The sequence below is a fragment of the Arthrobacter sp. MPF02 genome (genome assembly GCF_046605375.1).
GTDB lineage: Bacteria > Actinomycetota > Actinomycetes > Actinomycetales > Micrococcaceae > Arthrobacter.
In genome coordinates, this window is the sequence record NZ_CP176772.1 from 1,011,140 (window position 1) to 1,034,183 (window position 23,044).

Annotated in this window: 22 protein-coding genes, 1 rRNA gene and 1 pseudogene; 10 read left to right on the plus strand and 14 right to left on the minus strand. The window is 64.9% G+C overall.

Annotated elements, in window-relative coordinates; all coding sequences use genetic code 11:
* Window positions 1–11: 11 nt before the first annotated feature.
* The 3 genes from rrf to ACLH0K_RS04845 all read left to right on the plus strand — a co-directional run bounded on the left by rrf (window position 12) and on the right by ACLH0K_RS04845 (window position 2,695).
* Window positions 12–128, plus strand: a 5S ribosomal RNA gene (gene rrf / locus ACLH0K_RS04835).
* Between the two features lie 583 nt (window positions 129–711).
* Window positions 712–1,887: a DUF1524 domain-containing protein gene (locus ACLH0K_RS04840; protein WP_411375700.1), complete on the plus strand. Its 1,176-nt coding sequence runs from the start codon at window positions 712–714 to the stop codon at window positions 1,885–1,887.
* 64 nt (window positions 1,888–1,951) lie between these two features.
* Window positions 1,952–2,695: an excalibur calcium-binding domain-containing protein gene (locus tag ACLH0K_RS04845; RefSeq protein ID WP_411375701.1), complete on the plus strand. Its 744-nt coding sequence runs from the start codon at window positions 1,952–1,954 to the stop codon at window positions 2,693–2,695.
* A gap of 131 nt (window positions 2,696–2,826) precedes the next feature.
* On the opposite strand, the gene ACLH0K_RS04850 is transcribed toward ACLH0K_RS04845, so the two are convergent.
* Together ACLH0K_RS04850 and ACLH0K_RS04855 are read right to left on the minus strand one after the other, a co-directional pair.
* The gene (locus ACLH0K_RS04850; RefSeq protein WP_411375702.1) at window positions 2,827–3,993 is read right to left on the minus strand and encodes a hypothetical protein; all 1,167 of its coding nucleotides are present in this window, start codon (window positions 3,991–3,993) and stop codon (window positions 2,827–2,829) included.
* A gap of 350 nt (window positions 3,994–4,343) precedes the next feature.
* Window positions 4,344–4,778: an ester cyclase gene (locus ACLH0K_RS04855; RefSeq protein ID WP_411375703.1), complete on the minus strand. Its 435-nt coding sequence runs from the start codon at window positions 4,776–4,778 to the stop codon at window positions 4,344–4,346.
* Window positions 4,779–5,128: 350 nt separating this feature from the next.
* Here ACLH0K_RS04855 and ACLH0K_RS04860 point away from each other — a divergent pair, with 350 nt between their 5' ends.
* On the plus strand, window positions 5,129–5,629 hold the full coding sequence (locus ACLH0K_RS04860; RefSeq protein ID WP_411375704.1) for a mycothiol transferase: 501 nt from the start codon (window positions 5,129–5,131) through the stop codon (window positions 5,627–5,629).
* A gap of 87 nt (window positions 5,630–5,716) precedes the next feature.
* Here the strand turns inward: ACLH0K_RS04860 and ACLH0K_RS04865 are convergent, their stop codons facing one another.
* The gene (locus ACLH0K_RS04865; RefSeq protein WP_411375705.1) at window positions 5,717–6,994 is read right to left on the minus strand and encodes a hemolysin family protein; all 1,278 of its coding nucleotides are present in this window, start codon (window positions 6,992–6,994) and stop codon (window positions 5,717–5,719) included.
* 258 nt (window positions 6,995–7,252) lie between these two features.
* Between ACLH0K_RS04865 and ACLH0K_RS04870 the strand changes: the two genes are divergently transcribed.
* The 4 genes from ACLH0K_RS04870 (at window position 7,253) to ACLH0K_RS04885 (ending at window position 9,719) form a co-directional block, all read left to right on the plus strand.
* Window positions 7,253–7,642, plus strand: coding sequence for a MarR family transcriptional regulator (locus ACLH0K_RS04870; protein ID WP_411375706.1), 390 nt, complete (start codon window positions 7,253–7,255; stop codon window positions 7,640–7,642).
* An 83-nt stretch (window positions 7,643–7,725) separates the two neighbouring features.
* Entirely contained in the window at window positions 7,726–8,094 is a 369-nt protein-coding gene (locus tag ACLH0K_RS04875) for a hypothetical protein (protein ID WP_411375707.1), read from the plus strand.
* A 328-nt stretch (window positions 8,095–8,422) separates the two neighbouring features.
* Window positions 8,423–9,304, plus strand: coding sequence for a DUF1524 domain-containing protein (locus ACLH0K_RS04880; RefSeq protein WP_411375708.1), 882 nt, complete (start codon window positions 8,423–8,425; stop codon window positions 9,302–9,304).
* Window positions 9,276–9,719 carry a calcineurin-like phosphoesterase C-terminal domain-containing protein gene (locus ACLH0K_RS04885; protein ID WP_411375709.1) on the plus strand — a complete coding sequence of 148 codons (444 nt, stop codon included), beginning with the start codon at window positions 9,276–9,278 and terminating at the stop codon, window positions 9,717–9,719. Before ACLH0K_RS04880 ends, ACLH0K_RS04885 begins: the two co-directional genes overlap by 29 nt.
* A 136-nt stretch (window positions 9,720–9,855) precedes the next feature.
* On the opposite strand, the gene ACLH0K_RS04890 is transcribed toward ACLH0K_RS04885, so the two are convergent.
* Genes ACLH0K_RS04890 through ACLH0K_RS04905 form a run of 4 tightly spaced genes read right to left on the minus strand, consistent with a single transcriptional unit; the run spans window position 9,856 to window position 12,993 of the window.
* The gene (locus ACLH0K_RS04890) at window positions 9,856–10,215 is read right to left on the minus strand and encodes a Fur family transcriptional regulator (RefSeq protein ID WP_411376406.1); all 360 of its coding nucleotides are present in this window, start codon (window positions 10,213–10,215) and stop codon (window positions 9,856–9,858) included.
* Between the two features lie 38 nt (window positions 10,216–10,253).
* Entirely contained in the window at window positions 10,254–11,168 is a 915-nt protein-coding gene (locus ACLH0K_RS04895) for a metal ABC transporter permease (protein WP_411375710.1), read from the minus strand.
* Window positions 11,168–11,956, minus strand: coding sequence for a metal ABC transporter ATP-binding protein (locus ACLH0K_RS04900; protein WP_411375711.1), 789 nt, complete (start codon window positions 11,954–11,956; stop codon window positions 11,168–11,170). The genes ACLH0K_RS04895 and ACLH0K_RS04900 overlap by 1 nt, the downstream gene beginning before the upstream one ends.
* Before the next feature lie 2 nt (window positions 11,957–11,958).
* Window positions 11,959–12,993 carry a metal ABC transporter substrate-binding protein gene (locus tag ACLH0K_RS04905; protein ID WP_411375712.1) on the minus strand — a complete coding sequence of 345 codons (1,035 nt, stop codon included), beginning with the start codon at window positions 12,991–12,993 and terminating at the stop codon, window positions 11,959–11,961.
* Window positions 12,994–13,122: 129 nt separating this feature from the next.
* Between ACLH0K_RS04905 and ACLH0K_RS04910 the strand changes: the two genes are divergently transcribed.
* Window positions 13,123–14,250, plus strand: a complete 1,128-nt coding sequence (locus ACLH0K_RS04910) for a GTP-binding protein (protein ID WP_411375713.1) — start codon at window positions 13,123–13,125, stop codon at window positions 14,248–14,250.
* The gene (gene ykgO / locus ACLH0K_RS04915; protein ID WP_011693081.1) at window positions 14,247–14,369 is read left to right on the plus strand and encodes a type B 50S ribosomal protein L36; all 123 of its coding nucleotides are present in this window, start codon (window positions 14,247–14,249) and stop codon (window positions 14,367–14,369) included. Before ACLH0K_RS04910 ends, ykgO begins: the two co-directional genes overlap by 4 nt.
* A 244-nt stretch (window positions 14,370–14,613) precedes the next feature.
* On the opposite strand, the gene ACLH0K_RS04920 is transcribed toward ykgO, so the two are convergent.
* The 7 genes and pseudogenes from ACLH0K_RS04920 to ACLH0K_RS04950 all read right to left on the minus strand — a co-directional run bounded on the left by ACLH0K_RS04920 (window position 14,614) and on the right by ACLH0K_RS04950 (window position 22,963).
* Window positions 14,614–16,047 (minus strand): ABC transporter ATP-binding protein, encoded by a 1,434-nt coding sequence (locus ACLH0K_RS04920; RefSeq protein ID WP_411376407.1) that lies wholly within the window; start codon window positions 16,045–16,047, stop codon window positions 14,614–14,616.
* 2 nt (window positions 16,048–16,049) lie between these two features.
* Window positions 16,050–16,934 (minus strand): ABC transporter permease, encoded by an 885-nt coding sequence (locus tag ACLH0K_RS04925; protein ID WP_411375714.1) that lies wholly within the window; start codon window positions 16,932–16,934, stop codon window positions 16,050–16,052.
* Window positions 16,931–17,920: an ABC transporter permease gene (locus ACLH0K_RS04930; RefSeq protein ID WP_411375715.1), complete on the minus strand. Its 990-nt coding sequence runs from the start codon at window positions 17,918–17,920 to the stop codon at window positions 16,931–16,933. The genes ACLH0K_RS04925 and ACLH0K_RS04930 overlap by 4 nt, the downstream gene beginning before the upstream one ends.
* Before the next feature lie 19 nt (window positions 17,921–17,939).
* Complete coding sequence (locus ACLH0K_RS04935; RefSeq protein ID WP_411375716.1) at window positions 17,940–19,472, minus strand: ABC transporter substrate-binding protein; 1,533 nt, start codon at window positions 19,470–19,472, stop codon at window positions 17,940–17,942.
* 147 nt (window positions 19,473–19,619) lie between these two features.
* Window positions 19,620–20,282: a hypothetical protein gene (locus tag ACLH0K_RS04940; RefSeq protein WP_411375717.1), complete on the minus strand. Its 663-nt coding sequence runs from the start codon at window positions 20,280–20,282 to the stop codon at window positions 19,620–19,622.
* Window positions 20,276–21,121 carry a serine hydrolase domain-containing protein gene (locus ACLH0K_RS04945; protein ID WP_411375718.1) on the minus strand — a complete coding sequence of 282 codons (846 nt, stop codon included), beginning with the start codon at window positions 21,119–21,121 and terminating at the stop codon, window positions 20,276–20,278. The genes ACLH0K_RS04940 and ACLH0K_RS04945 overlap by 7 nt, the downstream gene beginning before the upstream one ends.
* 199 nt (window positions 21,122–21,320) lie before the next feature.
* Window positions 21,321–22,963 (minus strand): annotated as a pseudogene (locus tag ACLH0K_RS04950) (DUF222 domain-containing protein).
* Window positions 22,964–23,044 lie beyond the last annotated feature (81 nt).

Here is a 23,044-nt window from a genome sequence, read left to right on the forward strand (position 1 = left end):
GGTGAAAGGGTTACGGCGGTCATAGCGTGGGGGAAACGCCCGGTCCCATTCCGAACCCGGAAGCTAAGACCCACAGCGCCGATGGTACTGCACCCGGGAGGGTGTGGGAGAGTAGGACACCGCCGGACAACACATCACGGTCGAGGCCCCAACCACACGGTTGGGGCCTCCCACATTTAACAACCAACACTGCAGAACCGCCTGCAGCAGAATCCCCAATCTCCCCGCACCCTCACCCAGGTGATGCAGAAAAAAAGAGCAGATGCTGCTTCCGGTAAAGGGAATCAATTGTGAAGTTGATCAGGGGCATTCTTGAAGATCAGCTCAAGGACGCATCAAGAAGAGCTGAATGTTCCCCGAGGATACCGGGATTGGCATTTTCGACCGCACCCCCCGAAATAGGCTCGACCGCGACACATTTGCCGGGCTGAGCGGAAGCCCGGCAAATTGCCGGGGCCTTTGTCGTGGCCCTCATTGGGGGAAAGAATGTCGAACTACCAGACCCGAACGGGTCCATCACCGTCTGAGCCAGCACCCAGTACGCCGGGGACTCCTCGTGCGTCCACTCTGGTTGTCGGAACAATCACAGCGCTCTTTATGCTTCTTGGAGCCCTGAGCAGTGGGTTCGGCGGAGCCTTGATCTTCCTGGCGATCTCCTTGGCCCTTACCGGCCTGTACGTCCTTCTCACGGGACGCAGATCCTGGGTCTGGTTGCCGGCCAGACGTGGCGCGGGTGCCCTCGCCGCCGGTGCCTCCTTGGTCCTCTTCATAGCTGGCGGCCTGGCCGTGCCCGGTGTTTCCACCGCTGAGCTGGAGGCCGCCGCTTCCGGCATCACCGCGGGGCCAGCGGCGGCGAAAGCGGGCCCAACCGCCCCAGCCGGCGTGACGCCGTCGTCCGCTCCCACCGCACAGGAGGCGGCCCCGCCTCTGGACCCGGAGACCCCTGCCTTAGTGGCGCACGGCGAGTTCGTGAGAGCGCCTCATGCACAGCCCGCCTACGCAACAAAGGGTCTCGACCTGCTGGAAACCCTTCCGATCAAGGGCCGCGCGCCGAAGACGGGGTATGACCGTGCACTGTTCGGCCAGGCGTGGGCGGACGTGGACCGGAACGGCTGCGACACGCGCAACGACGTGCTGAAGCGGGACCTCACCGGCGTGGCGTATGTGAACAACGTGCCCTGCAAAGTGAGGTCAGGAACGCTGGCGGACCCCTACACGGGCGCAACCATCAATTTCGTGCGCGGTTCAGGCACCAGTACCGCGGTGCAGATCGACCACGTGGTTGCCCTAAGCGATGCCTGGCAGAAGGGTGCCCAGCACCTTTCCACAGAACAGCGGACGGCGTTCGCCAATGATCCGCTGAACCTGCAGGCGACGGACGGGCCCACCAACCAGAAGAAGGGCGACGGCGACGCCGCCACCTGGCTGCCTCCCAACAAAGGGTTCCGGTGCGAGTACGTATCGAGGCAGATCTCCGTGAAGGCCACGTACTCACTGTGGATCACCCAAGCGGAGCACGACGCCATGGCCCGGATCCTGGGTGACTGCCCGGGCCAGTTGGCGCCGACGAATGCCCAGCCGCCTGTTGCCTCTCCAGCACCCGTCGAGGTTCAGCCCGCGCCGGCTGCTCCTGCTCCCGTGGTCCCGGCTCCGGCCGTTCCTGCGCCGGCGCCGGTTGCACCTGTTGTGCCTGCTCCGGCTCCCGTCGTTCCTGCGCCTGCGCCAGTTGCCCCGGTTCCGGCTCCGGTGGCTCCGGCACCCGCCGCCGCGTACTACCCAAACTGTTCAGCCGCGAGGGCTGCAGGTGTAGCGCCGCTGTTGGCCGGGCAGCCCGGTTACCGCGCCGGCTTGGACCGCGACTCCGACGGCGTTGCCTGCGAGGGCTGATCCACCAACCGCGGGGCGGGCAAGCCCCACTGCATCACCATCACAAACATTCCTAGGGGGATAAATGAAAAACAATCTGCATGTTCCTGCCAGTCCGCAGGGGAAACTGAAGTCGACGCTGGCTCTGGTGGTGCTCACCGGCCTTTTGCTGACCGGCTGCGGCGGCGCGAAGCAGACTGCAACGGAGCCGGCGGCCGCTGCCACCGCTGTGTCGACGACACTGGAGAAGGCCACCGTTCCTGGCGTCGTTGGCACCCTGCTGGACAAGGCCACCGAGCGGCTGGAAGACCTCGGGTTCGAAGTGGAGGCCGTGGACATCGTGGACGGGAAGTCCATCGTGGTGCAGAAGAACTGGCAGGTGGTCACGCAGGACCCCACAGAAGGGGCAACTGTGGACAAGGGCTCTGTGGTGAAGCTCGGCGTGAAGTCCCTTGAGGTGCTCGCTGCGGAGAAGGCTGCCGTGGAAAAGGTAGCGGCAGACAAGGCGGCTGCAGAAGCAGCAGCAGCGGCAAAGGCTGCGGCGGAGAAAGCTGCGGAAGAGCAGGCAGCAGCTGCCCAGGCCGCCGCCGAGCAGGCTGCCCGGGACGCGGCAGCACGTCAGGTGCAACCGGCACCGGCTGCACCTGTCCCCGCTGCCCCGGCTCCCGCTGCGCCGGCACCCGCACCTGCAGCACCCGCCCCTGCGGCTGTTTACTACGCGAATTGCACCGCTGCCCGGGCAGCAGGAGCAGCACCGGTGTATGCCGGCACACCAGGGTATGGCAAGCACCTTGACCGGGATGGCGACGGGATCGGTTGCGACAAGTAGAGCCAACCGTCTGACTCAGTCGTAATAGTGTCCGCCTAAACAGATGCCGTGGACGCCCTCTTCACAGGGTGTCCACGGCATCTGTCATTGTTTATGGGCACCGTCCCGTCAATCGGTGGGCAACTAGTGAGCTAGTTCGCCAGGCTTATGTGGGCGTGCCAGTACCGGGCGTTGGTCCTCGAAGCTGCCAATAACACCAGGCCGGACTGGCTGTTCACGTTTTGTTTCGTGGATGTTGGGTCGTTGATGTCGTTGTCGGTACTGCTGCTGATAATCGGCGTACCGGCACCGGGAGCGAAGGAAACGTTGTCAAGCGGCGAGTTCTTGTAATAGATGGTTCCGCCCTCCTCCGGCGCAACCGCGAACATCCAGACCCGGCGGTGCTCCTCGTCAATCATGACCATGGGCCGGGTGTGCGCGTCCTTCACGGTACCAAACTCGGCGCTGCTCCATTTCCCCTTCTGATCGCGCATCAGGAGCGCCACAAACGTCTGGCCGGCGTTACGATGGGCTGTCTTAATCGCCGCGTAGAGGCGGCCGCTGCCGTCGCTGGACAATTGCCGTAGGTTCAAATGGTCGTTCACGCACCCCCCGGTGCAATTGATTCCCCCGCCGAAGGCTACTTCTACCTGCCACAAGTTTTCGGGCTGACCATCCTGATGGACGGCAAAGTAAAACTTTTTATGCCCTATCCGCTGGTTGCTCCACATAATTCCGACCTTGTCGCCCTGGAATGACGTGATCGCGGAGATATCGTCGTGGTGCACGTGGGCGTGGGTTGTCGGCAGGACGAGTGGAGTCCCCCACTCCGTGTCGCTGGTGGTCGAGTGGTTTACGTAGACACGGTTGCTGTTGTCGCCGGAGACGACGGTGTAGGTTACCCACAGCTTGCCGATGGAGTCTTTGGCCACTGTGATGGATTCCGTGCTCCCATCGTGCAGGGTGACGGGGAAACCGGGGTCCTGCGAGTAGGTCTTCGTCACCGCATCGTAGCTGTAGCGGTGAAGCTCTGCGGACCCGGACTCGATGTCGCCCCGGGACGGCGGCGAGCTCCACTCGGAGAGCACCGTGGTCCCCGACACCACGTAGAGCTTGCCATCCTTTGCGTCCCAGAGTGCGTCACCGCGCGCGGTCGGCCGGGCGTCAACAACCGTTCCCGTCTCCTGCCACGCCTGCGTTGCGACGTCGAGCTGGTGGATCTTCGTAGCCTTCGCGGACGTGCTCCACAACAGACCCCACCAGCTTCCATCCTGGAACCAGAGCTTGCTTTGGGCCTTGTCCGCAGTCGGAGTTCTCACTCCGTCGCCTGCAAATGATGGCCCAGGCACTCCGACATCGGCAGCCTGGGCGGTGGCGGGAAGCGCGACAGCGGCGGCCGCCACGAGTAGCAGAGCGACGAAAAGGCGTAGCAGACGCATAATGGTGCCTCGGGTTGTGTCGGTGGAGTGTTCTATTTGCTGATGGATTCCTTTGATGCAACTGCAGCAACCACCGATGCCCAGCTCGTGGCGAAAAAATACCCTAGGTGGAAGGCGGCCCGGAGGCCATTTCATCACCTCCCGGCGGGAACATGTTACGTCCGCCCAGCGGGCGCTGAGCGGCCGCGGAACCAGATAGGGGAGGCTGAAGGGGGCTGTTAGGTAGGCCGTTAGTGCGTGGTCATCTCGGGCATCAGCCCAAGCTGGGACAGGAACTCCACCTGGTCAAAGTAAAAGCGGTGCGAAGTGATCTCACCGTTCCTGACGGTGGCCACGTCACAACTCCTGATCCGGAGCTGCTTGCCGGTGGGCGGGAGCGTTTGGCCGGAGGGCATAACCAGCTGTCCGGTGTTCGTGCCGGTAACAATGCCTTCATCAATGGCCACGTCACCACTGTCGTGCCGTTCGGTGACCTCGTACTGCACATCCGGAATCGCTTCCCAGAAGTCGAAAAGGTAACTGCTGATGGCGTCCCGTCCCCTGATTTCACCCTGGTCGGGGGTGTGCGCCACGGCGTCGGCGGCGTAGCAGCCGGCCAGCATATTCCTGTCTTTCGTATTCATGGCGGTGGTGAGCCGGTCCATGACCTCGCGTGCCTGTCCCATGATGACCTCCAATATTCAGGCAGCCTGACGGAAGCGGCAGGCCGCCTCGGTGGTTGTGGCTTCGGCTGCTGCTGGAGCCACATTAATTGCACGTCCGCGGGATATCGCAGTCAACGGAAGGCCTCCCACCTTTCTGCCGCCGGGAGGAAATAGGGGAGGGCGAGCCGTTGTCGACTCCTGCACCCGCACCGTTTGGATGCCGGAACAGAAATAACGACGGCGGCAGCCGGTTGGGTGCCGCAGATCCCTTGTTTCGCGCGCAGTGGGCATGCAACAGTGCTCGCATGGCCGCCAGCAGCGGATCCACCCATCCGGAAGCTGGAATCGATCGAACAAGGAGACCCGACTGCATGAAAACAAGTGAGCTGCTGCTGGATGCCTTCGGAAGGATCCGTGAGGAGGTGGAGGCCACGCTGGAAGGGCTCGACGGCGGTGCACTCACCAGCCGGCCGGCGGGGACCGGAAACTCGATCGCGTGGCTCATCTGGCACCTGGGCAGGGTGGAGGACGCGCAGGTGGCCGACGCCGCGGGGTTGGAACAGGTCTGGACCGGGCAGGGGTTCAAGGACCGGTTCGGGCTGCCGCTCGCCGAGCGGGACACCGGCTACGGACACTCAACCAGGCAGGTGGACGCCGTACAAACCGACTCGAACCTGCTGTTGGAGTATTACGACGCCGTGCACCGGCAGACTGCGGGTTACCTCGAAAACCTGACGGATGAGGACCTGGACCGTGTGGTGGACCGGCGGTGGGATCCTCCGGTCACCCTCGGCGTCAGGCTGGTTAGCACCATTGCGGACTGCCTGCAGCATGTGGGCCAGGCCGCCTACGCCAAGGGGCTAAGCCGGTAGGCGCCACAAGTGCAACGCGGATGACAACCCGCTTGCTGATACCAGTTGAATGTCAGGAGGCGGTGTGCTGTTCCGGGCTCACCGGCGTCACCCGGATCCGTGAAACCCGCAGCCGGTCCACCCCGTCACGGTCAAAGCGTGGCCGTCCACCTCCACCCGGTCGCCCAGCCGCGGCAGCCGGCCCAGCCGGTCGATAACGAATCCCGCCACCGTTTCGTAATGCCCGTCCGGCAACTCGATCCCGGAAACCGACTTGAACTCCTGCAGGATCAGCGCCCCGTCCACGACAAGCGAGCCGTCGGCTTTGGTGGTGCGGTCCTCGGGGTCTGCGCCGGCGTCGTACTCGTCGTAGATTTCGCCCACGAGTTCCTCCACCAGGTCCTCAAGGGTGACGATCCCGTCCGTGCCGCCGTATTCGTCCACCACCAGTGCGATCTGCTGGCCCGTCCGCCGCATCCGGGTCAGCGACAGCAGCACCCTGTTGGTGCCCGGCAGCGGAAGGATCTCCCGGGCAATGTCCCGCACCCGGACGCCGTCGTCCTCCTCCGCCTTCCCGTCCCGGGGCATGAGGTCACGGACGTGGATGAAGCCAAGGACGTCGTCGGGCGTTTTGTCGATGACGGGGTAGCGGGAGTACGGGCCGTCCCGCACCTGCCTGCGTGCCTCCGCGATGGTCAGGCCACCGCTGAGGAAGGTGACTTCGGTGCGGGGGCGCATCACCTCCTGGAGGGAGCGGTCACCGGCGCCGAAGACGTCGGTGAGGATGCTGCGGCTGTGTTCCTCCAGCTCCTCGCTCTGCGAGACCATGTCCCACAGTTCCTCGGAGCTGACGCTTTCCTGCCTGGCTTTCGGGTCGCCGCCGAAGAGCCGGACCACGGCGTCCGTGGAGACGGACAGCACCCAGACGGCGGGGCGCATGATTTCGGAGAGGGCGTGCAGGGGAGGGGCCAGGACTTTGGTGAAGCCGACGGCGCTTTGCATGGCCAGGCGCTTGGGCACCAGTTCGCCGAGCACCAGGGACAGGTAGGCCACCAGCACGGTCATCCCGATGAAGGCGACGGGTTCGGCTGCGGCTCCGAGGCCCACAGCTTCGAGGAGGGGTTCGACGTCCGGCGCGAGGGTCGAGGCGCCGTAGGCGGCGGAAAAGAAGCCGGAGAGGGTGACGCCGATCTGCACTGTGGAGAGAAACTGGTTGGGATTGCCGGCCAGTGCGGCGATGCGGGCACCGCGCTTGCCGGACTTTTCCATCCGCCGGACCTGGCTTTCGCGGAGCGAGACCAGCGCCATTTCCGTGCCGGCGAATACCCCGCCCAGCAGCACGAAAAACAGGACCAGCAGGAAGTTGGCCAGCGTGTTGGCGTCCATGGATGAAGGGTACCGAACGGGGGGTTCCTGGCGGAGTCGGGGCGATTCAGCGGCGGCTACTTTCAAAGCCAGCGTGAAAACGGGGCAGAAAACCTATACTGTTGTTTGCTTGAGCTCCGTGTAACTAGGCTATCAAGGGAAAAGACAATGGGACCCTCGGTCAGCATGGGCAAACCGGACAGTCGTGATGCCGGGCAGCGGATCACGGCCATTGACGTGTTAAATGCTCTGAGTGAATTCCGCGCGGCGGAAACATCAATGCTGCGGCGGACCAGGTCCGTCATGGACCGCGGGGCCACGGACGCCCTTGCCCTGCGGTACGTTCGCGACGCCTCTGCCAGCGGCGAAGGGCTGCGGCCCACGGAGCTGGCCTCCCGGCTGGGATTGAGTTCGGCATCAGTCACGGCGCTGGTGGACCGCCTGGTCAGCAGTGGCGCTGTTCGCCGCGAGCCGCACCCCGTGGACCGCAGGGCCATCATTCTCCGGGTTACGAAACAGGCCGAGGCCGCGGATGCAGGGGTACTGGAGCATGCCCGCCGTCCGCTGGCCGATGTTATTGCCTCCCTCGAGCAGGAGGAGTTGTCTGCCGTTATGAAGTTCATTGTCCGGATGCGTGACGCCATGAACGACGTCGAGAGAACACGGTAAGCCGGATTGAGTGGACATTTGTTTAGGATTGCTAAATACTAGCCTGGCTAGATAAATGTTGGCCGACCTAGTCAGGGATGACAATGACTGCCGTAACAGAACCATTTGAAAGCCACTTTGCAGGCCCAACCGGGGCCCGCATGATCCGTCTCCAACCCTCCGCGACGTGCGGCCAGCCGGTTCCCGTCCAAGCCTCAGCTGCCGACTCCCACGCAGATTCCCTGCGCGACATTGCCCTTGCCTCTGCCAGGCTTGAACGGCTGCAGTGGGAGATGGATTCGGTTGAGGAAGAACTTTGCGCCGCCCTGAGGAGGGCTTCGGACACCAGCGTCAGTGCCGCTGCCCTCGCACGGGCCGCGGGGGTATCCCTGCCTGAACTGGAAGATTACCTCCAGCGGCCTGCTATGGAACCGGCCGGGGCTGGTTCGTACTTCTCGATCGCCGGCTTGTAACGGCTCTGTTCCACGCAGAATTTATTCGGCAAAGCAGGAGGGCGGCGATTCGCCGCCCTCCTGCTTGCTTCTTAATCAGTTCAGCGGCTTCAGGGTAATTACGACGGCGGCGCCTCCGTTTCGCCGCAGCGTCACCTTCCTGCCGGCTGCACCACACCGTCCCGCCGTATACCCGAAGCACAGGATCAGCACAGGACTCGGGAAGGATTCGCGCGCTTACCTGGAGTCAGGCTTTTCCGCCCCCGGCCGGCCGCTAAGCTCGTCCGTGGCGCCGGCAGCCGCGCGCCTAAGTCAGGCCATTGTCGTGCACACAAACCTGGGGAACAGCATGTCCAGCCACCCGTCCTTGCCCGAAGCAACGCCGTCCACGTCCCGCACCCGCTGGGCGGCCGGCGTCGTCCTTTCGGCCCTCCTTGCCCTCTTCGCCGGTGGTGCGCCGGCGGTTGCAGACACCGCAGACAGCTCCACTTCCGCCGTCGCTGAACCCGCCGCTGGCGTGGAGGCTGCCGACCTGCTGGCCACCCTCCCCATCAAGGGCCGGGCGCCCAAGACGGGCTATGAGCGTTCGCTGTTCGGCCCCACCTGGGCGGACGTTGACCGGAACGGCTGCGACACCCGCAACGACATGCTGAACCGGGACCTGACGGATATCACCTACGTCAACAGCGCCCCGTGCACGGTCAAGTCCGGAGTCCTGGCTGATCCCTACACGTCGACCATCATCAACTTCCTGCGGGGGACAACCACCAGCAGCGCCGTGCAGATCGACCACGTGGTGGCGCTCAGCGATGCGTGGCAGAAGGGCGCCCAGCAGCTGACCACGGAGCAGCGGACCGCGTTCGCGAATGACCCGCTGAACCTCCAGACCACCGATGGCCCCACCAATCAGCAAAAGGCCGACGGCGACGCCGCTACCTGGCTGCCGCCGAACAAGGGATTCCGCTGCGAGTACGTAGCCCGCCAGGTTTCGGTGAAGGCGCGGTACGGCCTGTGGGTGACGCAGGCCGAGCACGACGCGGTTGCCGGTATCCTCGCGGGTTGCCCCGGGCAGCCGGCGCCGGCCGCCGTGGCCCCTGTCACCCCTGCTGGCGTTTACTACGCCAACTGCGCCGAGGTAGTGGCCGCCGGAGCCGCGCCGCTGTATGCCGGTTCCGCCGGCTACCGCTCCGGCCTGGACGGGGATGGCGACGGCGTCGCCTGCGAGGGGTAGGACATGCGACGGCGGCAACCCGCTCCGTGGACCGGCACCCGGGGGAGTGCCGCCGTCGTGCCTTTCCGGGACGCTTCCTGAGTGGTTACATGACGACCTGGCAAACACCACCTGGCTGACCACCAACTTCTGGATGGGCGGCACCGGCTCCACCGTGAAGGTGCAGCTCGACGGCGGGCAGACGGTTGAGGCTGTCCGCACGCAGCAGATGCAGGGCGAGGGCCAGCTGGCCGGCGCCGAATGGTCCGACCCCGTCGCAGTCCAGGAGCAACTGGTTCACGGCGGCAGCCTGGCCGACCGCATGATGCACCTGTGGCGGTTCCAGCTGCCGGCCGACCTTGCCGCCGGCCTCTCGAAATCCATGTCGATCGCAGGTAGACCCGCCGCACAGGGTGCGGCCGCCCCGGCACGATGACCGTGCCGGGGCTTTCCCGTGTCGTGGCTTTCCCGTTTCGGGACCATGACGGCGGTGCTTTGGTTCGTGCCGCCCGGCCCACAAGGCGACGCTTACGTCTCAAACTGCCGTTACTCGACCTCAGAGGCCTCCGGCCCTAGGGTAGCGGTCCATCACGTCCACAGGTGCCGCAGATGCCCAGGAGTTCGAGGGTATGTGTGACGGCGCTGTAACCGTGTTGCCGGGCTGTCTTGTCAGCCCAGCGCTGCACGGTGGTCCCGGCTATTTCGATGGTGTGTCCGCACTGGCGGCAGACAAGGTGGTGGTGGAGTTCCTGACGCTGGCATCTGCGGTATTTGGTTTCGCTGTCATGGCTGCGAAGTGCGTCCACGTCACCATCGGTAACCATGGATTGGAGGAGCCGGTAGACCGTAGCGAGGGCGAGCGTTTCCCCGGCGGCCAGCAGCTTGGCGTGCAACTGCTGGGCGCTTTGGAACTCGCGGGTGCGTTCCAGCATCTCTTCCAAGGCTGAACGTTGCCGGGTCCGCCGTTCCATCAGACGTTCTCGTGCAGCCGAACGTCGTCTTCGGCATCCAGGTGCGGGTCGGTGTCCTCGACCGGGCGCCGGAACAACGGGCGGACCAAGGCAACCACCGCGTATACCCCGATGGCGAGGACCACGATCGTCGCTCCAGGCGACAGCCGGTGGAAGTAGGTGATCGACAGCCCCGTTACGCAGACAATAGCTCCGACCACCATGGCAGTGGTCATGGTGGCGCGGAAGGACCGTGCCGTGAGTTGAGCGATGGCGACCGGCACGATCATGAGTGCCGAGACCAGGAGCACGCCCACGACGCGCATGGACACAGACACCGTTAGTGCGGCGAGGACAGCGACCAGGATGTTCAAGGCACGGATCGGCAGTCCGGTGGCGCGGGCAAATTCTTCATCGTGGCTGAGTGCGAACAGGGCAGGGCTCAGCCCCACGCCGATACTTAGGATTAGTATGGCCAGCCCGGCGGTGAGCCAGACGTCCATTTCCGTCACGGTAGAGATGGACCCGAAGAGGTACCCGGTCAGGTTCGCCGCGGTACCGCCGGCCAGGCCGATGAGCAGCACGCCGCCGGCGATCCCGCCGTAGAAGAGCAGAGCCAGCGCGACGTCTCCACTGGTTTTTCCCTTCTCCCTGACCAGCTCAATGAGCACAGCCCCGATAACGGCAGCGACGACGGCCCCGGGAACGGCCAGCAAATCATGAGGGGTGAGTCCTGCTGCGCTGCCGGCAAGCCAGCCCATCGCTACGCCGGTCAGGGCGACGTGCCCGATCCCGTCACCAAGCAGCGCAAGCCGCCGCTGCACCAGGTAGGTGCCCATGACGGGGGCCGAGGCGCCAACAAGTACAGCAATCATCAGCCCGCGCTGCATGAGAGGACTGGCAAGCATGGCCGCCAGGGTGTCAAAGAAAGCCATTACCACTCCGAACGCAGGTCAGGGACGGTGTGCCCGGGCGCGGCCGTGTCCGCATGGGCATGGACGTGGTCGTGCTCCGGGTGGTCGTGGCCATGCGCGGCAGGCGGCGGGGGACCGTCGAAGATGATCCGGCCATGACGCAGTACCACGGCCCTTTCGATCATGCCGGCCAGTTCACCGAGTTCATGCAGCACCACCAGGATTGTCGTCCCCTGCCCGCGCATGCGGTTCAAGGTGCCGGCCAGCGCTTCTTTTGAGGCCCGGTCGATTCCGGCCAGCGGCTCATCGAGAATTATGAGGTCAGGGTTGCGGACGAGGGCGCGGGCGATGAGGACGCGCTGCTGCTGCCCGCCCGAAAACACTTGCACACTGTCGTTTGCCCGGTCGGCCAGCCCGACCTGCTCCAGCGCCTCCAGGGCTTTCCGCCGGGCCCCACGGCCCGGGCGGAAACGCCGGTTGTCCAACAGACCGGAGCCCACCACTTCCAAGGCCGTGGCCGGCACCCCGGAGTTGAGGCCCAGCCGCTGGGGAACATAGCCGACCCGTGACCAGGGCACGGACCGGCGCGCAGTGATGATGTCGGCGCCGTAGAGTTCGGCGGAGCCGGACGTCACCGGCACGATACCCATAAGTGTTTTGACCAGCGTGGATTTGCCGGATCCGTTGGCGCCCAGCAGCGCCACGGTTACTCCGGCCGTGATGGTCAAGTCGACGCCGTGCAGGATGGTTCCGGTTTCGACCGCCACACGCAGCTGCCGGGTCCGGATGGGTGGCTGGGTTTCCGACACTTTTAGGCGCAGTTCAAGGCTGTGCGCAGTGCTTCGAGGTTTTGGCGCATAACTTTTTCGTAGTCGGAGCTTGCATCGGTGAGGCCTTCGAGCGGGTCCAGGACCGCAGTCTTGACGTTCAGGTCTGCGGCGAGGGTTTCGGCGACCTTCGGGTTGACCAGGGTTTCGGTGAAGATGGTAGTCACACCTTCATCCTTGACTACCTGGCCGATTTCGGCCAGACGTGCGGGGGAAGGTTCGGTGTCCGGTGCAACGCCGGAGATGCCTGCCTGCTTCAGGTCGTATTTCTTGGCCAGGTAGCCGTAGGCCTCATGGGACACAACAATGGTCCGGGTCTCGCAGGTCGCCAGGCCCTTTTTGAAGTCCTCATCCAAGGCCGTCAGCTTTCCGGACAGGGTTTCAGCGTTGGCCTCGTAGGCGGCAGCGTTCTCCGGGTCGGCTTTGCCCAGTTCTCCGGCCACGGCGTGGGCGGTGTGGGCAAGGCGTTCCGGGTCAAGCCAGTAGTGCAGGTCCTGCACTGACCCTTCGCCCGCATGCCCGTGGGCGTCTTCGGTCTCGTCGGCATGATCGCCCTCGGTCTCGCCTGCGTGCGCTTCTTCCGTTGCGCCACTTTCAGTATGCGATTCGGCGGCGTGCTCCTCCTCGGAGTGCCCTGCCGGCAGCGTCGCTTCCTCGGAGACGTCCAGCGCGCGGGAGGGGGAGGCTTGCTTGATGGCTTGGTCAACGGCTGGCTGGAAGCCGGAGAGGTAGACAACGGCGGCTGCGCTTTCCAGGGCAGCCACCGACGCCGGGGACAGTTCCAGATCGTGCGGTTCGGTACCCGGAGGAGTGAGGGACTCCACCGAAACGAGGTTCCCGCCTACCTGTTCGGTCACATACTGGAGCGGATAAAAGGACGCCATCATCTTCACAGGGGAGCTTCCCCCGGTTGCTGCGGCAGGGGCTGACGAGTCCGCTGGCGCCCCCTGGCTGCAGGCAGTCAGGGACAGTGCGGACAAAAGCGGCATGGCAAAAGCAAAGCAGGTGCGGGATTTCATGACACTGATTCTCACGCTAATGAGAATCAGTGTCAATTTGAGCGCAGGATCCGCATGGGGTCGTCTCCGAGTCACGCTTTCCCGCAGGGCACTTGTAGTTGAGAATGATTCGCATGTAGTGTGCCCGCTATGACCGTAACCCTTGTCAGTTCCCTGGATGTTTTCAGCCGCCAAGCGGCGTGCGCAGCCCTGGCGGCCGAGTCCCCGGGCGCCCTTGTCGTGTTCCATGACCTGCTCGAGGAGGGGCTCTTGGTGCGGCGTGCCTACCAGGAAGGCCGTCGCTTTGAGCACGGGGAAGCAACTCTGGGACATCCCTGCCTAAGCTGCGCGGTCCGCCTTGATGTTGTGCCCACGGTGCGCCGCCTGCTGGCAACCGGTTCCCACGTCATTGTTGGCCTTCCGCCGGCCGCGGCTTCCGAAACGGCTGTGCATGCCCTGCTGCGGGGTCTTCGGGAAGAGGTGACCATCGATTCCGTCGTGTTCGCCTGCGCACCGGACGGGCTTGAGGACCAAATTTGGGACCATCACACCATGTTCGAGTCCGGCTTCACTCCGGTTCCGGCGGATGACCGGACGGCAGGTGAATTTCTGATGCGGGAACTGTGCTTCGCTGACACCGTCCTGTTGGCCGACCCTGCGCTGGTCCCTGTTGATCCGGCTGCCCGTCTTCGTGGGGTCCAGCTGATCCGGGAACTGGCCCCGCACGCGGTGCTGAGCGAAAGCGCCGGCAGCGTCCGCACCGGCAGCCACAAACTGGCTGAGGCAACGGCGCGGACGGTACCCGGCTCGGTTCGGGCCCCGGCTGAAGCATCAGGTCCTTTCACTACCGTGGTGCACCGCATCGAACGGCCCCTGCATCCGGAACGTTTCCGCCACGCCCTGGCGACCCTCGCCCAAGCATGCTGCTGGCTGCGGGGAAGGCTCTGGGTCGCGTCAGCATCTGGCTGCAGGATCGCCGTCCAGGGCATCGGGCCGCGGGTATGGCTGGAAAACACCGGCCCCTGGCAGGCTGAACAGCAATCCGTGCCGGTCAGCCCGCAACTGACCGGCCATAACGGTGTGGACTGGCATCCCGTCTACGGGGACCGTGGCACCGTCCTGGCATTCACCGGGGATGACATCGATGCCGCCGAAATCACCGAACTGCTTGGTGCCTGCGAACTGTCCGACGCGGAGATGGCCGCCGTCGCTGACTCGTTCCCCGACCCTTTTTTCCTCAACGGAACAACCGCAACCTCACAAAGGAGCAACTCATGAAAGTACGGAACTCACTGCGGGCCCTGAAGAAAATACCCGGCGCCCAAATCGTCCGGCGCCGTGGACGGACCTTTGTCATCAACAAGAAAAATCCCCGGATGAAGGCCCGTCAGGGCTAACCCCAGGGTCTGGGTTTACCACGCCCTGGCCATGCCACACACTTCTTGGCATGGCCAGGGCAGGGCCCTGCCTTCAGGCTCCCGTAGGCCGACATCGCCAGGAGCCATCAGAGCTGCGGCCCCCGGTCAATCCGCAGGGCAGTTGTGCCTGTGTTGTCGTCGTTGCGCGCTGGGCATGTCCTTACTGCTCTCGGATGCTGGAGCAGTAAGGACATGCCACAAAGCGTGAAACCTCCCCTGCTGTTTAGGTGAAGGCTTTGATCCTTTCGGCGTCTTTTTGGCGTGTGCCCAGTGCGATGCTGCGGTGGGTAACGGCGCTGGCAAGACTGCTGTCGTGGGTGACCAGCACCAGCGCGCAGCCCTCGCGTTCCACCTGCTCCATGAGGCATGTCATGGTTTCTTCCTGGGTGATGAGGTCAAGGCGTGAGGTGGGTTCATCGGCGAAAACGAGGGCCGGTTCCAGCAGCATGGAGCGGATGATGGCCAGGCGTTGGAGTTCCCCGCCTGAGACCTGCCCGGGGGTGCGGGCGAGCAGCGCCGGGGCAAGGCGCAGTGAGTCCATGAGCTCTTCCAGCCGTCCCGGATTCAGCCGGTGGCGCCGCGTGAGGTCGCCAAAGGAGTCCTCCAGCGGCACCCTGGCTGGAAAGGCCAGTGCGGGGTCCTGGTAGAGCTTTTGCAGCCGGCCGCCCTGGAGCGCTTCGGCGTGTTGGATCTTGCCCGCATCAGGGGCCAGCAGGCGCAGCAGTACGTTTCCCAGCGTGGTTTTTCCGCTCCCGCTTGGACCGCTCAGCGACACCCGTTCCTGCGGATTGATCGCCACGTCCAGTCCTGAGAAAAGCTGTTGTCCACCAAAGGCCTTGGCCAGTCCTTCGCCTCGGATGAGGGCGGTACCTGTCGTCGCAGCAGGTGTCCGTGCCGTGACCCAGGAGTGGCGCCAGTTTGAGGGTTCAGCTGCGAGCAGGCGTCGGGTGTAGGGATGGGAGGGCTCCGTGAGGACTTCCGTGGCCGGTCCCTGTTCGATGATGTGGGAGTTTTGCATGACCAGCACATCACCGCCCAGTTCACGGGCCAGCTCTAGATCGTGGGTGATAGTCAGCAGAATTCCGCCGCCATTGACGTGGCGTGTCAGCAGGGCTGACAGATCCCTTCGGGCGTGCTCGTCCAAGCCCTTGGACGGCTCGTCCGCTATCAGGACCTGGGCTCCGCCGATGGTCGCGGCAGCGAAAGCAACCCGCTGGGCCATGCCGCCGGACAGGACATGCGGGAACGCGTTGGTTGCGCGCGCCAGTCCCAGGGCGGCCAGCAGCGTGGCGGCGGCGTCCCGGGCGCTTCCTTTGTCGGTCCTGAAGTTCGCTGCGGCTTCGGCGACCTGCTCCCGGCTCCGCATGGTCGGGTCAAGGGCGAGCATGGGTTCCTGCGGCAGCAGGGACATCACCGGGCCCCAGAGCTTACGCCTGTTTCCGGCTTCGGCCAGGTCGTAGGTCTGCCCATTCATGCTCAGGCTTCCCCGCGCTTTGAGGTTTGCCGGCAGCGTGCCCATGATTGCGTGGGCGAGCAGGGACTTTCCCGAACCGCTCTCACCCACGATGGTGACGGGGTGCCCCGGCACAAAGTCCAGAGCGGCGGCTTCCACCAGCGTCGTTTGGCCGTGGGCTACCACGAGGTTGTTCAAACGCATTGTCACGGACGGGTCTCCTTCTGTCGCAGGCCCAGGAGCCCGGTAAGGATGATGATGAGGACCAGCACAGGAGCCAGGGACATCCAGGGCGCCTCGTGGTAGTAGGGAAAGGCTTCGGTGACCATCTGCCCCAGTTCCGGTGTGGTTGGCCGGACCCCGACACCGACGAAACCGAGGGTGGACAGGGCAAGGATCGAAGAGCCGATGCCGAAAGTTGCCATGGTGGCCAGCAGAGGCCGCAACTCGGGCCAGAGGTGGCGGCGCACAACGTGCACAGGTCCGAGCTGGAGCAGGCCGGCCGCCTCAACAGCCGGTCCGGCAAGTACCAGGCCGCTGCGGGAACGGATCATCCGGAAGTACTCCACCCATTGGGCCAGGGCGAGACCGATATACAGCGACCACAGTTCACCGTTGGCAAGAGCGGAGAAGATGAGGACCACCAGCAGCGCGGGAAGTGCGATGAACGCTTCGGAAAGTCCGTGGAGAACGGAGTCTGCCCATCCTCCCCGCCAGGCGGCTATGATCCCGGCCAGTGTTCCAAGCAGCAGGGCGGTCCCGACGCACAGCAGGGCCATCAGCAGGGACAGCCGGGTGGCATGGGCGAGACGGGCGATGACGCTGCGGCCCAGGTGGTCAGTGCCCAGCGGTTCAGCGAGGCTGGGGGCTTCCAGGAAACGGGCCAGGTCCTGGGCCGCGTGTTCGGGCCAGGCCAAAGGGCCGGCCAGGGCGAAGAGCGCCAGTGCGGCCAGCAGCACCGACGCGGCACGCTGCGCCCGGGTGAGGGAGGCGAATCGGGCTTTCCACCCGGGGGACGGCGCCGCTGCCGCTTGCGGCTGTTGTTTCGTGTTCTTGCTTGTTTGCTTGTTGGTGATGGCGGGCGTTGTCACAGGACCACCTCGCGCCGGCGTGGCCGGGGATCGATGGCGGCAGAGCCAAGGTCAACGGCTGTGTTCAGGGCGACGACGAGGAGGGCCAGTGCCACGGCGGTGGCCTGGATCATGGGAATATCCCGCCAGAAGATGGCGTGCACGAGTGCGTGTCCCAGGCCCGGCCAGGCAAAAAGGCTTTCAACGATGACCACCCCTTCGATGAGGATCAGCACCTGGACGCCGACGTAGGCAACCAGCGTGACCCCCGTATTGCGCAGGATGTGCCGGAAGAACACCAGGCGGCCGTTGAGGCCCTTCGTCTGGGCGAAGTGGACGTACCCGGATTCCCTCACTTGAGCGACCGTGTCACGGGTGACGCGGGCAAAGAGCCCGGAAAGCCCGACTGCCAGGGTCACGGCCGGCAGCACGATGTTGGTTGCTTCGCCGTGGCCTGCGGCCGGCAGCACCCCAAGGTGGACGGAAAAGACCAGGATCAGGACCAGTCCGAGGAGGAACGGAGGCAGCGCGCGTGCACCCGAGACCCACAGGTTGGTGATCCGGTCCAGCACCCCGCCGGGCCGGGTGGCGGCAAAGGCGCCGGCTGTTGCACCTGTGACGAAAGCGATGGCCAGGGCTACGAGGGCGAGCTGGATGCTGCTGGAGAGATAAAACGCCAGCTCCCCGGCGACATCACCCCCTGTCACCAGGGAAGTGCCGAAGTTGAAGGTCAGCAGGTCGGCGAGCCAGTCCAGAAGCTGCTGCCAGAGCGGCCGGTCCAGTCCCAGTTCAGCGCGGACGCTGTCCGCTGATGCTGCGGTGACCTGGTCATATCCGTACCGGCCGGCGGCAATACGGAAAGCGATGTCTCCGGGCAGGTTCTGCACAATGGCGAAGCACGCCGTGGAGACCAGCAGCACGACGGCGACAGCCTGGACGGTGCGCTGGCGAAGGATACGGGCGGCAGGACCGGAAGGAATCCGGATGCCCCCTGTGGGAGTTCGCATGAAAGCTTTTCCGCCCCTTCTACTTCGACCAGGTCAGGTCGGTCAGACGCCAGGAGCGCTCGAGGGGATCCAGGACAAGGCCGTCCACCCTGTCACTGACAACGGCGCTTTGCCGGTACCACGCGACGGGGATCACCGGGAGCTCGCTGTGCAGGATGTCGGTGACCGTGCGCCGGTTCTCCTTCAGGCTGCCGGTATCGGTGCCGGTGGCCATCGTGTTCAGCGTCGAGGCCAGCTCTGCGTTGTTCCAACCCATGGCGCCGTAGTCAGCACCGCCGGGCCTGAAATCGTCCGTGAGGGTTACCAGCGCGTCAGGCACAAGCGCGTAGTTACGGGAGTAGAGTGCCAGTTCCAGGGAACCGTCCTTGTGTCCGGCCGGGATCTCACTGGAGTTACCAACCTTGACGTCCACGGCGATTCCCAAATCCTTCAGCTTCGCCTGGATGGCGGTGGCCAGCAGCGGCAACTCGGGGCGGTCAGGGAAGGTGCGCAGGCTGACAGAGAACTTCTTTCCCTCGCGTTCGAGGATGCCGTCGGCTTCCCGGTCCCAGCCGGCCTCGGTCAGCAGCTTCTTCGCTTCTTCGGGCTTGTGGGCCAGCGGCGTGACATTGTCCTGGTGCCATTCAGGTAACGAGGGCGGGAACAGCTGGGTGGCGGCCATTTCTGGGTCCCGGAGCAACGCCGTTGCCATCGCTTCACGGTCCAAAGCCAGGCTTAGGGCCCGGCGGACGCGGACGTCGCCAAGGATTTCGTGGCCGGCATTGGCCTTCATCAGGATTGTCCTGGGAAGCGTTACCGCTGCGATGTCGAGTTTGCCGGCCTGCTTGATCCGCTGCAGGCTGGTGGGGTCCATTCCGAAGGTGACATCGGCCTGTCCGCTTTCGGCCATCAGTGCCCGGCTTTCGGCCCTGCCGACCGCCTGGTAGTGGACCTCGGTGATGGCCGGCCTCTCGTCCTTCCACTGGTCAGAGGCAGCCAGTTCGATGTTGGCCGGTTGCTCCAGCCGGGTGACCTTGTAGGGGCCGGAGCCCACAACTTCGGTGACCGATCGGTCAGCCGCATAGGAGCTGGGCGCAAGAATCTGTGTGCTGGTGTGGCCAAGGACGGCGGGCAGCGGGGCGTACGGCTGCGTCAGGTTCACACGAACTGCCGCGCCATCGGCCGTGATGGACTTGACCGGAACCGCTGCAAGGGGGCTTGCCGCCTTGGTCCGTGCGGTTTCCAAAGCGCCGACGACGGAATCAGCCGTGACCGCGGTCCCGTCATGGAAAGTGGCATCCTCGCGCAACGTGAATCGCCAGGAGAGCCCGTCCGGGGAGGCCTCCCACGCCGTGGCCAGCCCCGGCTGCAGTGCCCCCTGGTTGTCCGCATCCACCAGGGTCTCAGCCACCTGCAGGCGGGTGAAGAACCCCCCACTGGTTGAGGGGTCAAGACTGTGCAGTTCAAACTGCCCCACCACCTTCAGTGGCTGCTGGACAGCCTGGTTCTGCCGCGGGCCTTCCCCGGCGCATCCGGCCATCATCAATACCGCCGCGGCCGACGCCCCGACCACTCTTATCCCGCGCCCAAGCATGGGTTCGCTCCCTCTTTTTGTTTGCCAAGCTGTTCTGGTTCCAACGCGCTATCCTAGTTGCGACTGATTATCATTACCAAACGGCTGCGCGCTGCCTCTCAGCTGGAGCCGGGCAAAGGCGGCAGTTCAGGAACGAAGGTGGTGATTAGTCCCAGCCAGGTGAAGCACCAACCACGCCGTCCGGGGAAGTGACCAGATCAGTGCCAGGCCGAGGACCGGCACCAGCATTACCCCGACGTCGGGGAACTGGCGGACGATGACTGCCAGCCCGGTGTCGAACTTGGCGGGGGCGTAAATGAAGCACAGCCACAGCGCGAAGGCATCGAGGGCCAGCGCTCCCAGGACCACGGACCATAGGCGGAGTTTTCCGGGCTTTCGCGGCAACTTCGGGAGCAGCACCCGGAGCGCCAGCCACAGGCTGAGCAGCTCCGCGAACAGGAGCGCAAAGGCCACAGCCCAGCTGTAGCGCTGCAGCCAGTCCTCGTGCACCACGGCCGGGACGGGTTCCTGGCCGTGGAGGATCCGCAGGATGTTGGTATCGATCGACTTCAGGCGGGACGGGGCCGACGTGTCGTTCGCGTTGATGACCAGCGCGACACCCAGGCGGGACGACGGCACCATGGCCAGGTAAGTGTGCGAGTTGCCCCATTCACCCTGATGCTCGGCGAGCAGCGGCAGACCAGCTTCGGCACCGCCGAAGTTGGCCGGGACGGACTCCACCAGCGGCCTGGTGAACCAGCCCATCGCGTACATCTTCGACTCGTCGATCCGGACGGCGGGCGTCAGCATGCCCGCACGCTGTCCGGCTGAAGAATAATGCGGCCGTCCAACGAACCCCCATCCAGCAGCATCAGCAGCTCCTGGCCCAGGTCGTTCGCCGAGGCGTACATAGTGCTCGAGGGCATCCCGGTGGTGGGCGCAGGAACCTCCGTCTGCTGCCAGAAGGAACCGAACCACCGCGAGTAGCCGTAAGCGGCACCGTCTGCCCGGGCGGCGGCGCGGGTCGGATGGCTGTGGCTCATGCCGAGCGGCTCGAAGACGTGCTGCCGCATGTAGTCCCCGAACGGCTGTCCGCTGACCGTCTGCACCAGCAGCCCCAGGATGTTGAAGTTGGCGTTGGCATACCCAAAGGTCTCACCCGGCGTCCCGGCCAGCGGTGACCCCGACAAACCCCGGACCCCTTCCTCCAGCGCTTCCGGGTCCTGCGCAGATGAGCCTTCGAATGCGGTGTCCTTGGACGCCATACCGCTGGACTGGTTGAGCAGGTGCCGGACTGTGATTTCGGCCGAGCGGCTGTCCTGCAGCGAGAACCATGGCAGGTAGGTCCGCACCGGTTCGTCCAGGCGCAGGCGCCCGGCCTCCACCTGCTGCATTACCGCGATGGCGGTAAGGGACTTGGTGGTCGAAGCCAGCAGCACCGGCGTATCCGCGGTCATCGGCCGCCCCGATTCGTCAGCCCGGCCGAACGCCGCGGAATGCAGCAGCTCCCCGTCCTGAGCTACAAGGACGGCGGCGCCCGGCAGACCCATCTCCGCCATCCGTTCCTGCAAAAACGCGTCCACCGCGTCGAGGGCACCATCCGGAACAGCGGCGGGAGCGGCGGAAGTAACGACGGCGGGAGAAGCCACCGGGACATGCGCACCAGCAAGCAGCGCAGCCAGCAGGCACGCGAGTAAACAGCGCGATGACCAGGACATCCTCCGCATGAGCGCACCTGCACTTAGCCGCCAAGTTCCTACACGGTAGGGCCAGTCCGGGTGGAAGACAAGCGGCCTCTATAAGCGGGCGGCGCCCCCAGGGGAGCCGACCAGATCTACCCCGGCCAGGTCATGCCGAGAGGAGCTGGAGAAGCACACTTTCCAAGGGACTATGTTCTGATGAGCTGATTTTCGGCGGGCCGGCTTCCGTCGGGTGAATGCCCGGGGGCCATTGTGGTGGCTCGCGGTCGGGTTGCTCGGCTTGGTAGTGGCGGCCGGTGGGTGAGGTCCAACCTGGCGGCTCATCCTTGGTCGCCGATGTTGGTGTCCAGCCGCTGTTGTGTTTCAGGCGGTGATGTTTGGGGCAGAGTTGTGCCAGGTTGCTGATTCCGGTGGTTCCGCCGTGCTGCCAGGCTGTGAGGTGGTCGGCTTCGTTATCCAGGGCGTTGTTGTTGCAGCCGGGAAAGGTGCACTTGCCGTCCCGCAGCTGCAACGCCTTTTTCATCGCTTTGGTGAGCCGGTAACTGGTGCGCCCGATCTCGAGTGGTGTTCCGTCGCTGGGGTCGAGCAGGACCCGGCGGAAGGATTCGGCACCGTCGGCAAGGAGTTTGCGGGCCATCGAGGCGGGGATGGGTCCGTACCCGTCGAGGTCAGCGGGTTCGTCCGTGAGCCCGAGGAGCGCGAACACGGGGACGGTGACGAGCACCTCGGCACGGGGGGTGGGGACCTTGCCTGCATCCGGATTCGTGGTGGTTCCGCTTACCGGTTCGACATGGTCCGAGTGGTCACTGTAGCTTGCGGAGACTTCGAAGCCGCCGAGGTTTGTCGCGGGTTCATCGGAGCCGACGAGAGTGGCCAGGCCGATGAGATCCTCCTGCGCATCGCCCTCGCCCTGGCAGGACACGGTGGCCGGGACGGTGGCGTTGGCTGTCCTGTTCGTGAGGACGCGGTTGACGAGGATGTCCGGCTTGATCTGGGTGAGGGTGCGGGGTTCGTTGGGTCCTTGGAGACTTCGGGCTGTGGCGGTGAGGTCGTTCGAAATCGCCAACGCCTGGTCTGCGGGCAGGTAGGCGAGATCCAGGCCATGCCGTCGCGGTCCGGTGTGAACTCGACCCGCCGGTCCGCGGCGCTTTTGCGGTGGCGTTTTTCGATCGATTCGGGGTGGTGGCGTTCCCGCCAGCCCCGCAGCCTTGCCCGCAACCGTGCCGGGACCAGCTGGCCGGCGGGACAACCCCTCGCCGGGTTGGGCGCGTCAGGGTCGAGGAAGTGCTCCACCAAAGCAGCAGAAGCCGCGTGGTCCAGGGACTCGGTTTCGTCGGCGAAAATCCGTGCCTGCTGCCACGAGAGCGTCCCAACGGATAAAGCGTCCATCACCGGCGGCAGCGCACACACCTGCCGGGACTGATCGATGAGCGCGTTCGCTGCTCCGGGGCTAATGGTGAGGATCCCGGCGATCTCCTCCACAGTCGAGATCTTGGTGTAGGTCCGGTCGTGCAGGGGTGCGTCCGGCGGGGTCATCGCGTGTTGCAGGTCCATGGCTTCGGCCACGGACAGGGCCTTCCGGGCCGCTGCCTGGGCCTCCAGCTTCTTCTCCAGTCCCATCCGTTCAAGCCGAATCTCATACGCCCGCCGCAACACGTCGACGCCGTCCCCGGCCACAGCGCCAGACGAGCCGGAAGCGAGGGCGGCGTCCTCGGCATCAAGCGCGGCCAGAGCAGCAACGGTGGCATGAATTGCCTCCATACCTGTCCGCGTTCCCGCGCTGACTTCCATGGGAACATCCTCTTACGGGGGTACGACATTTCGGTCGGCCTCCACCAACGGCCGGCCAAAGCAGCAGACTCGGCAAAACAG

What these genes read in the sequence shown, in the direction of transcription:
- ACLH0K_RS04845 (WP_411375701.1), top strand. Translation starts at nt 1,952, where the DNA reads ATGAAAAACAATCTGCATGTTCCTGCCAGTCCGCAGGGGAAACTGAAG.
- ACLH0K_RS04855 (WP_411375703.1), bottom strand. Translation starts at nt 4,778, where the DNA reads ATGGGACAGGCACGCGAGGTCATGGACCGGCTCACCACCGCCATGAAT.
- ACLH0K_RS04860 (WP_411375704.1), top strand. Translation starts at nt 5,129, where the DNA reads ATGAAAACAAGTGAGCTGCTGCTGGATGCCTTCGGAAGGATCCGTGAG.
- ACLH0K_RS04865 (WP_411375705.1), bottom strand. Translation starts at nt 6,994, where the DNA reads ATGGACGCCAACACGCTGGCCAACTTCCTGCTGGTCCTGTTTTTCGTG.
- ACLH0K_RS04870 (WP_411375706.1), top strand. Translation starts at nt 7,253, where the DNA reads ATGCTGCGGCGGACCAGGTCCGTCATGGACCGCGGGGCCACGGACGCC.
- ACLH0K_RS04875 (WP_411375707.1), top strand. Translation starts at nt 7,726, where the DNA reads ATGACTGCCGTAACAGAACCATTTGAAAGCCACTTTGCAGGCCCAACC.
- ACLH0K_RS04880 (WP_411375708.1), top strand. Translation starts at nt 8,423, where the DNA reads ATGTCCAGCCACCCGTCCTTGCCCGAAGCAACGCCGTCCACGTCCCGC.
- ACLH0K_RS04885 (WP_411375709.1), top strand. Translation starts at nt 9,276, where the DNA reads ATGGCGACGGCGTCGCCTGCGAGGGGTAGGACATGCGACGGCGGCAAC.
- ACLH0K_RS04890 (WP_411376406.1), bottom strand. Translation starts at nt 10,215, where the DNA reads ATGCTGGAACGCACCCGCGAGTTCCAAAGCGCCCAGCAGTTGCACGCC.
- ACLH0K_RS04895 (WP_411375710.1), bottom strand. Translation starts at nt 11,168, where the DNA reads ATGGCTTTCTTTGACACCCTGGCGGCCATGCTTGCCAGTCCTCTCATG.
- ACLH0K_RS04905 (WP_411375712.1), bottom strand. Translation starts at nt 12,993, where the DNA reads ATGAAATCCCGCACCTGCTTTGCTTTTGCCATGCCGCTTTTGTCCGCA.
- ACLH0K_RS04910 (WP_411375713.1), top strand. Translation starts at nt 13,123, where the DNA reads ATGACCGTAACCCTTGTCAGTTCCCTGGATGTTTTCAGCCGCCAAGCG.
- ykgO (WP_011693081.1), top strand. Translation starts at nt 14,247, where the DNA reads ATGAAAGTACGGAACTCACTGCGGGCCCTGAAGAAAATACCCGGCGCC.
- ACLH0K_RS04920 (WP_411376407.1), bottom strand. Translation starts at nt 16,047, where the DNA reads ATGCGTTTGAACAACCTCGTGGTAGCCCACGGCCAAACGACGCTGGTG.
- ACLH0K_RS04930 (WP_411375715.1), bottom strand. Translation starts at nt 17,920, where the DNA reads ATGCGAACTCCCACAGGGGGCATCCGGATTCCTTCCGGTCCTGCCGCC.
- ACLH0K_RS04940 (WP_411375717.1), bottom strand. Translation starts at nt 20,282, where the DNA reads ATGCTGACGCCCGCCGTCCGGATCGACGAGTCGAAGATGTACGCGATG.